Source organism: Gordonia sp. (in: high G+C Gram-positive bacteria) (genome assembly GCF_049299075.1).
Classification (GTDB): domain Bacteria; phylum Actinomycetota; class Actinomycetes; order Mycobacteriales; family Mycobacteriaceae; genus Gordonia.
This window is the reverse complement of sequence record NZ_JBAQWU010000013.1, coordinates 1-10,180: the sequence shown is the minus strand read 5'-3', so window position 1 is coordinate 10,180 and position 10,180 is coordinate 1. Positions and strand designations below refer to the sequence as shown.

Here is a 10,180-nt window from a genome sequence, read left to right as displayed (position 1 = left end):
GCTCGATGATCGGCGGCTTGGTCGCCGAGAAGATCGATCCGCAGATCATGTCCCGCCTGGCCGCTGGCCGCCGAACGGTGCTGATCACCGGAACCAACGGCAAGTCGACGACGACGCGGATGACCGCGGCAGCGCTCGGTACGCTCGGCCCCGTCGTGACGCAGCCGGACGGCGCCAACATGGACGCCGGCATCATCGCGACCCTGTCGGTGGACCGGACCGCGCCGATCGCCGCACTCGAGGTGGACGAGATGCACGTCCCGCATGTCTCCGATGCGACCGATCCGCAGGTGCTCGTACTGCTGAATCTCTCCCGCGATCAACTCGACCGGTTCGGCGAGATCAACGCGATCGAACGACGACTCCGCGAAGGCATCGAGCGTCACCCCGGTACCGTCCTCGTCGCGAACTGCGACGACGTCCTAGTCACCTCCGCCGCTTTCGACGCCCCCTCGGTGGTCTGGGTGGCTGCCGGAGCGGGCTGGGTCGGCGACTCGGTGAGCTGCCCACGCACCGGCGAACCGATTCTGCGGACGGAATCTCGGCCCGCGGACACCGCGCCGGGCGCAGAGAGCGGCGACGACTGGTACTCGTCCGGCGATGCGAAGTTCCGTCGCCCGGCGCCACAGTGGTGGTACGACGACGCGAACATCTACGGCCCGGACGGTTTCCAGGCCCCCATGACTCTGGCGGTACCCGGCCGGGCAAACCGTGGGAACGCCACGCAAGCCGTCGCGGCCGCCGTCGCGATGGGCGTCGACCCGGCCGCCGCAGTCCGCGCCGTCGGGACGATCGGCGAAGTGGCCGGTCGATACGGTTCCTTCCAGCTCGGCGGCCACCAGATCCGCACGCTGCTGGCAAAGAATCCGGCGGGCTGGCAGGAAGCACTCTCAATGATCGACACCGAGGCCGACTCACTGGTGATCGCCGTCAACGGGCAGGTGCCCGACGGTGAGGACCTCTCCTGGCTGTGGGATGTGCGCTTTGAGACCTTCGAGACGATGCAGGTGATTGCCGCCGGTGAGCGCGCCGCCGACCTCGGCGTGCGGCTGCTCTATGCGGGCGCCGAGCACATCACCGTGCCCGACGTGATGAAGGCTATTGCCTCCTGCCCACCCGGGCGCGTGGAGGTACTCGCGAACTACACCGCTTTCCGCGACCTGGGCACCGCAATGGAGCGAGCCGGGGCCACGCCCATCTCCCCGAACGGAGCCGCGCAATGACCGAATCAACCCTGCGCATCGGCCTCATCCTGCCCGATGTGATGGGCACCTACGGCGACGGCGGCAATGCCTTGGTGCTCCGGCAGCGCGCCCGGATGCGTGGCCTGGACGCGGAGATCGTCGAAATCACCCTCGACGACGACGTGCCCGACTCGCTCGACGTCTACACGCTCGGCGGCGCAGAGGACTTCGCGCAGCGGCTGGCGACCCGGCACCTGTCCCAGCACACCGGTATGCAGCGCGCCGCCGCCGCGGGCCGGCCGGTGTTGGCTATTTGCGCGGCGATCCAGGTGCTCGGCCACTGGTACCGGACAGCCGCGGGCGAGAAAGTTGACGGCATCGGACTGTTCGACTGCACCACGTCACCAATGGCAGCGCGGGCGATCGGCGAACTCGTGACCACCCCCCTGCTGGACGGCCTGTCTCAACCGCTCAGCGGATTCGAAAATCACCGGGGTGCCACGGATTTGGGCTCGGCGGCGAAGCCGCTCGGCACCGTCCGGCACGGTACCGGCAATGGGGTCAACGGACCCGTCGAGGGCGTCGTGCAGGGCAGCGTCATCGGCACCTACATGCACGGTCCGCTACTGGCGCGCAACCCCGAGCTGGCCGACTATCTGCTGGCGCAGGCCACCGGAACTACCCTCGCGCCGCTGGACCTTCCCGAGGTGGACCAGCTACGCCGCGAGCGCTTCGCCGCCGCCCGCTGAGCCGCACCGGACTCGGTTTCGACAAGGGCCGGAGGTCGAGCCCCCTAATCGGTGGTCGAGCCGCCGCGCGAACGCAGTCATCCCGGTGTGTCGAAACCACACCCTCCAGGCCGCGCGCCGTTCAGCAGTCGCCGACGTCAACGATCTCGCAGCGCTCACGAGTCCGGTCGACGGCGAACCAGCCCTCCTCGAAACGCTGCCACGCGGCAAGGCGCTCCCGCTGATCAGCGCCGTCCCGGGCGACGGTGCGGTCGAGGCGTTCGGGTGCCGTCGGGCCGTCGAGCCACAACATCCGCTCCGCGCGACCACAAACTTCTGCGCGCGCAGCCGTGACCCCTTCGAGAATCAGCAGCGGCGCCCACGGCACGGTCTGCGCCGGCCCCGGCCAGGCAAAGCTGCCGTCCCAGATCCGCGGCCGATAGCTGATGTCGTGGCTGCGCTGGAACGGCGCGAGGACGTCGATCTCAAGTTCGGGCCACCACGATGCCGGGTCGTCCCAGGTGGCGAAGTGATCGGCGCGGATGAGCATGGTCTGCTGACCGAGTTCGGCGAGCCGCCCGACCAACGCATCGGCAAACGTGCTCTTGCCGCTACCGGAGGGTCCGTCAATCGCGAGAAGCCCGCTGCGCAGATCACCGGTCTCGGCCAGGCGATGCGCGGCCGAAACGAGTGCACTGGGGTCTCCGGTGTGGTCGCTAGACACACCGCTGAGGATACTCTGACGCTGACCGGTCGACGCTGCCGCTTACCGCAGTCAACGCGCGCCTGCCGCAGGCGGCAGCGCTAAGCCAGGGCCCGGCGGCCGGAAAGTGCGCGCCCGAGGGTGAGTTCGTCGGCGAACTCCAGGTCGCTGCCCATCGGCAGACCGGATGCCAAACGGGTCATCTCCAGGCCGGGGAAATCCTTGAGCATCCGGAGCAAATAGGTGGCCGTCGCCTCGCCCTCGGTGTTCGGGTCGGTGGCGATAATGATTTCGGAGACGTCGACGCCGTCGGGCTGGTTGGCCAGCCGCTGCAACAGTTCACGAATACGCAGCTGATCCGGGCCGATACCGTTCAGCGGGTCCAATGCGCCACCGAGCACATGGTAGCGGCCACCAAACTCCTTGGTCCGCTCGATCGCGTAGATGTCCTTCGGCTCCTCCACGACGCAGATCTTGGTGGCATCGCGGCGCGAATCGCTGCAGATCCGGCAGAACTCGTCGGCGGCCACGTTGCCGCAGCGGGCGCAGAAGTTCACGTTGTCCCGGACGTCGCCGAGCGCAGCGATCAGCCGGTCGATCTCCTGCTTGTCACCGGCCAGCATCGAGAATGCGATGCGCTGGGCACCCTTCGGCCCCAGCCCGGGCAATTTCGCCAGCTGGTCGATGAGTACCTGAATCGGCCCCTCGTACATCAGGCCCTCTCAATCGGCAGGGATGTCACCCGGCGCAATCAGCCGAGGCCGGGCATGCCGCCCGACAGCGGACCCATCTTCTCGGCGGCGAGGGCATCGCGGCGCTGCGCAAGGTCGGCCAGCGCACCCACGATCAGGTCCTGCAGCGTCTCGACGTCGTCGGCGTCGACGACCTCCGGAGCAATGGTCACGCTGGTCACGTCACCGGTGCCGTTGCCCGAGACGATCACCAGTCCGTTGCCCGCGGTGCCGGTCACCGTGGCGGCGGCAATCTCCTGCTGGGCCACAAGCAATCGGCTCTGCATCTCTTGGGCCTGCGCGAGCAAACCTGCCATCGGGTTCTCGTCGCCGGCTCCGCCGCCGAACAGGGCGCTGGGATCAAATGCGTCAGTCACGAGGACCAGGGTAGTCGCTCGATCAGCCCAGATCGATGAGGCCGTCGGCGGTGCGCGGTAGATCGTCCACGGCGAGGCCGAAATCGTCGTTCGCCGGGGGTTCGTTGAGTGGGCCCATCACCTGCTCGGTGAAGGCGCGTCGCTTGATCGCCAGATCGGCGAGCGCCTCCAAGATCATCGCGGAAAGCGCATCGACGTCGTCGCGGGGCAGTGTCGGCGCGATGGTCAGCCCGGTTACGTCGCCGATGCCGTTGCCGGTCACCACGACGAGGCCACCGGCCGCGGAGCCGGCGAGCTGGGCGGCGGTGATCATCTCCTGCGCCCGGATCAGCTGCTGCTGCATCCGCTGGGCGGCCACGTCGAGTTGTGCGGGGTCGAATGCGGCACCATCGAATGCGGCACCATCAAATGCGTCGGTCACGATCCCCACCCTAGCGACGAGATCAGTTCAGGATCCGGTCGATGTGCTCGGCGAGCTCGTCGACCGTCTGCCCATCGACCGGCACCACTTCGAACGAGATCACCTCGTCGGCGAACAACGCCGTCGCCCGCCGGTTGAGGGCGAACTCGAAACGATCCCCGCTCGCGCTCCCTGCGTCGCCGACGACGGAGTCCGGTTTACTCCGAGGTTGTCGAGGAGTCGACGGGGCCCCGCCGGGGACCCGTCGCCATTGCCGGACGCCCCCGTAGACCGGGGCACTGGCCCCGGTGGTGATGGCGTGCTCCCCGGCCCGCGGCCCGCCGGGCAGATCCCGCTGCAACTGCACGCATGCATCGGATTCGGTGTCGAGAAAGACCACGGCCTCACACCCGAGGTCCGGGTGCCGCTCGTAGGAGCCGATGATCGCCATGCGTCAAGAATAGGGCGCGCCCGGACCGTTTCCCGCGGCCACAGTCCGGTTGCCGCGGCCGGAGTGCGTTCCCGCTGCCGGATTATTGCGGCCGCGGGAACCAGGCGCGACCGCGCAATCCGACTCCGACCGCGCGAAGAGGTCAGGTCCGGGTCGTCGTGAAGCGACGCTCGGCGCCGGTGAACGGGTCAGTGAAGGCCAACGACGAGGCGATCAGTCGGAGCGGACTGGTGAAATCGCCGCGTTCGGGAGCTGTGGCGAGGACTGAGTCGACGTCCGGATACAGCGGGTCGCCAATGATCGGGACGCCCAGACCGGCCATGTGCAGACGGAGCTGATGTGTGCGGCCGGTGTACGGCTCCAGCCGGTACTCCCCCAGCCCGTCATCGCGGATGCGTTCCAGCGTGATGTCGCTGACCGCGTTGACCTGGCCCTCCACCACCTGCGCGCGCAGGTCCCCGGCAGTCTTCACGATCCGGTTCTCGACGCGGACCGCCTTCCCCACACCCCATCCCGACGCCGTTCCCGAGGCCGACACCGTTCCCGAGGCCGACACCGTTCCCTGAGCTCCGTCGAAGGGTGGCGCGATGGCCCGGTACTCCTTGCGCGCCAGCCGGTCAGCGAACAGCCGCTGGTACGCACTCCGATCTTCCGGCCGACGGGTGAACAGCAGCACCCCGGCGGTCAGCCGGTCGAGGCGGTGCGCTGGGGCCAGCTCGTCACCGAACTGTCGGCGCAACCGCACCAGCGCCGTCTGCGTAACGTGCTGACCGCGCGGCATGGTGGCCAAGAAATGCGGCTTGTCGACGACGACGAGGCGCTCGTCGACGTGTAGAACCTCCACGCCGAACGGCACCTCACACTCGTCGGGAAGATCGCGGTATAGGTAGATCGGCTCCGGCCGCAGCGCCGGGGCATCGAGATCGACCGGTCGCCCGTCGACCCCGACCACCTCTCCGCACGCATGCCGCTCGCGCACCCACCCGTCGGTCATTCCCGCCAGTGTCGGCGCTGCCAGCACCGCTTCCAGAACAGTCGGCTCGCCGCCGAGCAGCTCCGGCCGAAGCACGACGCGGGTGGCGTCGACACCATCCCGCGGCGGGAGCGGCTTCACGCGCCGCCGCCCCCGGCGGCTCACTGCTCTAGGCGGGTCTTGAGGTTGTCCAGGAGCGACGCCTGAATGCGGGCCAGGCCCTTGGGCGCGAAGGTCTTTTCGAAAAATCCGCCGATGCCGCCTGCACCCTGCCAGCGGGTGGTGGTCTCGACACGGCTACCGGCGCCCGCGGGGCTCACTCGGTAGACGGTGACCATCGACGAGTTCCGGTCAGTCTCGGTCACCGAGTCGGTGGTGGTTGAGATGTCCGCGAGGACGTCACGCGAACGGTTCTCGGTAGCCTGCAGAATCCAGTGCACGACGGTGCCCGCACCGGTACCTCCCTCGTCGACGCGGTAGTCGCGGTAGTTCGCAGGCAGAACCGCCGGACGCACGCTCTGGTAATCCGACAGCGCGGCGAGCACTACTTCGGGGGCGGCAGCGATCTCGACGGCGGAGGTGGCGGAAACCTGGCCCACGGGGAACTCCTTGTATCTCATTTGAACTCGGCATGTGACGGGAATCCCCCGCGTACCACGGGTATTCGCCCCGTCAGCGGGACGGCCTCAACGGTACCCACTATTCGATACGGTAGATACGTGGCTTCCGACACCCTCGAATACGGCACCGATGCCTTCCGGCGCGGAGTCGACCGGCTGCTGACGAGCTACCGCAAGATCCCCGACGGCGCGCCGATTCGGCTCGCAAAGAAGACCTCTAATCTCTTTCGCAAACGGGCCGACAATCCGGCACCCGGTCTGGATGTTTCCGGTCTGGATCGCGTGATCTCGGTGGACCCCGCCGCGCGCACCGCGCAGGTCGCGGGCATGTGCACCTACGAAAACCTCGTCGCCGCGACTCTGCCGTACGGACTTGCCCCCACGGTGGTGCCACAGTTGAAGACCATCACTCTCGGCGGAGCCGTCACTGGACTGGGCATCGAGTCGACATCGTTCCGCAACGGCCTTCCCCACGAATCAGTGCGTGAGCTCGAAATCCTCACGCCCACCGGCGATTTGGTGATCGCCCGTCCGGACAATGAGAACGCCGATCTGTTTTTCGGCTTCCCGAACTCGTACGGCACGCTCGGCTATTCGGTCCGCTTGGAGATCGATCTCGAAGAGGTACCGCCGTTCGTCGACTTGCGGCACGTCCGCTTCACCTCCATCGAGGACCTACAGTCCGAGATGATCCGCGTCGCCCACGATCGCGAGTACGACGGCGAGCGCGTCGACTACCTCGACGGCGTCGTGTTTACCCGCGCCGAGTGCTATCTGACACTCGGTCGTCAGAGCAGCGAACCCGGTCCGGTCAGCGATTACACCGATATGGACATCTACTACCGGTCCATCCAGCACGCCCCCTCGACAGGGCTCGGGGAGCAGTACGAGCCCAGACGCGACCGGCTGACCATTTCCGACTACCTGTGGCGCTGGGACACCGACTGGTTCTGGTGCTCACGTGCGTTCGGCGCGCAGAACCCGCGAATCCGCAAGCTCTGGCCGAAGACGTACCTGCGCTCGAGTTTCTATTGGAAGCTGATCGGCTTCGACCACAAGTGGAACATCGGCGACAAGCTCAACGCGCGCAAGGGCCAGCCGCCCAGCGAACGCGTCGTCCAAGACATCGAGGTGCCGATCGAGCGCACCGCCGACTTCATCAACTGGTTCCTCGACGAGATTCCGATCGAGCCGATCTGGCTGTGCCCGCTCAAGCTCTCCTTCGACGGGGCCCAGGAGTCGGGACTGCCGTCCGTCTGCTCGCCGGAGCAACCCTGGCCGCTGTACCCGCTCAAACCGGGTCACTTCTATACCAATATCGGCTTCTGGTCGGGGGTACCGGTCACCCCGGGCCAGCCGGGCCACGCGAACCGCCGAATCGAAAATAAGGTCACCGAACTCGGCGGCCATAAGTCCCTGTACTCCGAATCGTTCTACTCCGAGGACGAGTTCGACGAGCTGTACGGCTCCATGGCGTACCGCGCATTGCGGGCCAAATACGACCCGCGCGGGCGACTGGCGAGCCTCTACGAGAAAGCGGTGAAGCGCGCATGAACCTAGCCGAGATCTTTGAGACACTCCTGGGCAAAGAACTGCAGATCCGGTTCACCGCCTACGACGGCTCGTCCGCCGGTCCCGTCGACGCCGAGTTCGGCCTCGATCTGCGGACCCCGCGCGGCACCACGTATCTGGTGACCGCGCCCGGCGACCTCGGTCTCGCGCGCGCCTACGTATCCGGTGACCTGGACCTGGTCGGCGGCCATCCAGGCGATCCGTACGGCACGCTGCAGGCCCTGTCCGGCGACCTCAACTTCACCAAGCCCAGCCCGCTGGTGCTCGCCGGCATCGCGAAATCGCTCGGCTTGGAGCACTTCAAACCGATCGCCCCGCCGCCGCAAGAGGCCCTGCCCCGCTGGCGCCGGTTCGCGGAGGGCCTGCGGCACAGTCGCGGTCGTGACGCCGAGGCGATTCAATACCACTACGACGTCTCCAACTCGTTCTACGAGATGGTGCTCGGCCCGGCTATGACGTACACGTGTGCGGTCTACCCCGATCACGCCGCGACCCTGGAAGAGGCGCAGGAGAACAAGTACCGGCTGATCTTTGAGAAACTGAACCTGCAGCCCGGCGACCGACTGCTCGACATCGGCTGCGGCTGGGGCGGCATGGTCCGCTACGCAGCACGCCGCGGCGTCCACACCCTCGGGGTCACCCTCTCCGCGGAGCAAGCACAGTGGGCGCAGCAGGCGATCCTCGACGAAAGTCTGAGCGACTTCGGCGAGGTCCGGCACTCGGACTACCGCGATGTCACCGAATCGAACTTCGACGCCGTCAGCTCCATCGGCTTGACCGAGCACATCGGCGTGGCAAATTATCCGTCGTATTTCGGCTTCATGCGCGACAAACTGCGCCCCGGCGGGCTGCTACTAAACCACTGCATCACCCGGCCAGACAACCACACACGGAGCAAAGCCGGGCCGTTCATCGACCGCTACGTGTTCCCCGACGGGGAGCTGACCGGGGCGGGCACCATTGTCTCCAAGATCCAGGATGTCAGCGGCGTGGAAGTGCTGCACGAGGAGAACCTCCGCGAGCATTACGCCATGACGCTGCGCGACTGGAATGCGAACCTCGTACGCAATTGGGACGCCGCCGTCGCCGAGGTCGGCGAAGGCACCGCGCGCCAATGGGGCCTCTACATGGCGGGCTGCCGGATCGGGTTCGAACGGGACATCGTCGAACTGCACCATGTCCTGGCGGTCAAGAACGGGGACCAGAAACTTCCGAATACCCCGCTGCGTCCCTGGTGGACGCCCTAACCAGAGCGATCCGGGTCACCGTTCCGCTCGCTGGCGCCTGCCGATAGCGGTCGCGGTGGCGATAGAGCAGATCGCCGCCGAGGCCAACACGATCAGGCTGTAGGTCAGAGTGGACCAGCCCAGTACTTCGGTAAGCCACCAGGTGATCTCGAGCGCGATGAAGAAGTCGCCGGCCGCGACATCAGCCAGCCCGCGGCGCGATCGGCGAACTGCCTCAGAACGGCGCGGAGCCGCCGTCGACGGGGCGGGCGCCCAGCTCAGATTTGAGCAGTTCGAGAGCGATCTGATCGGGGTCGAGGCGCTTGTCGGGGGTGCCGTCGTGCGCGGTCGCGACCATCTCGTCGCGCTCAGCGTCGGTCAGCTCCTCGTCCGGCTTGGGTTCGGCAGGCCAGGGCTCCTCGGGCTCGGGCGGGGGCTCCGGCGGCGGGGGCCCATCGTCGACGGCCCGGCGACGATCCGCGGCCTGACCGACCCGGCTGGGCCGAGTGAACTCCTGACGCTTCACCGGGGCCGGCTGCCGGGGGGACCGGTTCGATGTCGCCGGACTAGCACCGGGCGCGGCATGCACCACCTGAACCTGCCAGCTGCCGCCGAATATCTGGCTGAATATCTCGTTGAACATCTCAAGCCGGGTCGGGTCGGACAGCCGGCCCACCAGTCCCGAATCGCTGTGCCCCAGTACAACGGTTCCATCGCCGACGGCCTGCACAGTGGCTGCCGACAACATCGGGGCAAGGATCTTCCCCGACATTCCACCGACCTGGCGCGAACTGACCGCCGCCCGAATGTCGGCCCACCGCGCGGATACCGCCTCGATGGTCAGGCTCGGGGCTGCCGCAGCTGCGCGTGCCGGTTCCGAAGCAGGCACGGGCACCGGTTCTGCGGCGGGTGGCGGTTCTGCGGCAGGCGCCGGTTCAGCTGCGGACGTCGGTTCCAGTGTCGTCGCCACAGCCTCCGACGCCACCGGAGTGGTCGCCGAGGCCTGGGGACGCTCGGGGGTCCGAGAGCGGGCAGGAGCCGTGGTGCGGACGGGACCAGCGTCCTCCGGTGGCGCGTCGAAGTACGGCTCCTCCGGCGGCGGCGGGGGCAGGTCGTCGTCCGGCAGTACCGCGTCGACCGGGACAGGTACGGGCTGCGCAGGCATTGCCAGCCGGGCCGACGACGCTGGTGACTCCGGCGCGGTCGTCTCCGGTC

General features: G+C 67.6%; 11 protein-coding genes and 1 pseudogene. 4 read left to right on the top strand and 8 right to left on the bottom strand.

What is annotated here, in order from left to right:
• Positions 1 to 1,223, top strand: a 1,223-nt coding sequence (locus WAW85_RS00635; RefSeq protein WP_422557738.1) for a MurT ligase domain-containing protein, incomplete at its 5' end; no start/stop codon positions are given.
• Positions 1,220 to 1,933 carry a type 1 glutamine amidotransferase gene (locus tag WAW85_RS00630; RefSeq protein WP_422557737.1) on the top strand — a complete coding sequence of 238 codons (714 nt, stop codon included), beginning with the start codon at positions 1,220 to 1,222 and terminating at the stop codon, positions 1,931 to 1,933. The genes WAW85_RS00635 and WAW85_RS00630, both read left to right, overlap by 4 nt.
• A gap of 121 nt (positions 1,934 to 2,054) precedes the next feature.
• Here the strand turns inward: WAW85_RS00630 and WAW85_RS00625 are convergent, their stop codons facing one another.
• The 7 genes from WAW85_RS00625 to WAW85_RS00595 all read right to left on the bottom strand — a co-directional run bounded on the left by WAW85_RS00625 (position 2,055) and on the right by WAW85_RS00595 (position 6,146).
• Positions 2,055 to 2,636 (bottom strand): hypothetical protein, encoded by a 582-nt coding sequence (locus WAW85_RS00625; protein ID WP_422557736.1) that lies wholly within the window; start codon positions 2,634 to 2,636, stop codon positions 2,055 to 2,057.
• Positions 2,637 to 2,716: 80 nt separating this feature from the next.
• A complete protein-coding gene (gene recR / locus WAW85_RS00620) occupies positions 2,717 to 3,328 on the bottom strand; it encodes a recombination mediator RecR (RefSeq protein WP_422557735.1) in 612 nt (203 codons plus the stop codon).
• 38 nt (positions 3,329 to 3,366) lie between these two features.
• Positions 3,367 to 3,723: a YbaB/EbfC family nucleoid-associated protein gene (locus WAW85_RS00615; RefSeq protein ID WP_422557734.1), complete on the bottom strand. Its 357-nt coding sequence runs from the start codon at positions 3,721 to 3,723 to the stop codon at positions 3,367 to 3,369.
• A gap of 22 nt (positions 3,724 to 3,745) precedes the next feature.
• Positions 3,746 to 4,144, bottom strand: a complete 399-nt coding sequence (locus WAW85_RS00610) for a YbaB/EbfC family nucleoid-associated protein (protein WP_422557733.1) — start codon at positions 4,142 to 4,144, stop codon at positions 3,746 to 3,748.
• Positions 4,145 to 4,166: 22 nt separating this feature from the next.
• Complete coding sequence (locus WAW85_RS00605; RefSeq protein WP_422557732.1) at positions 4,167 to 4,574, bottom strand: hypothetical protein; 408 nt, start codon at positions 4,572 to 4,574, stop codon at positions 4,167 to 4,169.
• Between the two features lie 142 nt (positions 4,575 to 4,716).
• Positions 4,717 to 5,688, bottom strand: coding sequence for a pseudouridine synthase (locus WAW85_RS00600; protein WP_422557731.1), 972 nt, complete (start codon positions 5,686 to 5,688; stop codon positions 4,717 to 4,719).
• 20 nt (positions 5,689 to 5,708) lie between these two features.
• Positions 5,709 to 6,146: an SRPBCC family protein gene (locus WAW85_RS00595; protein ID WP_422557730.1), complete on the bottom strand. Its 438-nt coding sequence runs from the start codon at positions 6,144 to 6,146 to the stop codon at positions 5,709 to 5,711.
• A gap of 120 nt (positions 6,147 to 6,266) precedes the next feature.
• On the opposite strand from WAW85_RS00595, the gene WAW85_RS00590 reads away from it, so the two are divergent.
• Together WAW85_RS00590 and WAW85_RS00585 are read left to right on the top strand one after the other, a co-directional pair.
• Entirely contained in the window at positions 6,267 to 7,721 is a 1,455-nt protein-coding gene (locus WAW85_RS00590) for an FAD-binding oxidoreductase (protein ID WP_422557729.1), read from the top strand.
• Positions 7,718 to 8,986 (top strand): class I SAM-dependent methyltransferase, encoded by a 1,269-nt coding sequence (locus WAW85_RS00585; RefSeq protein WP_422557728.1) that lies wholly within the window; start codon positions 7,718 to 7,720, stop codon positions 8,984 to 8,986. Before WAW85_RS00590 ends, WAW85_RS00585 begins: the two co-directional genes overlap by 4 nt.
• Positions 8,987 to 9,200: 214 nt before the next feature.
• Here WAW85_RS00585 and WAW85_RS00580 read toward each other — a convergent pair.
• A pseudogene (locus tag WAW85_RS00580) lies at positions 9,201 to 10,180 on the bottom strand (DNA polymerase III subunit gamma/tau); the annotation flags it as partial.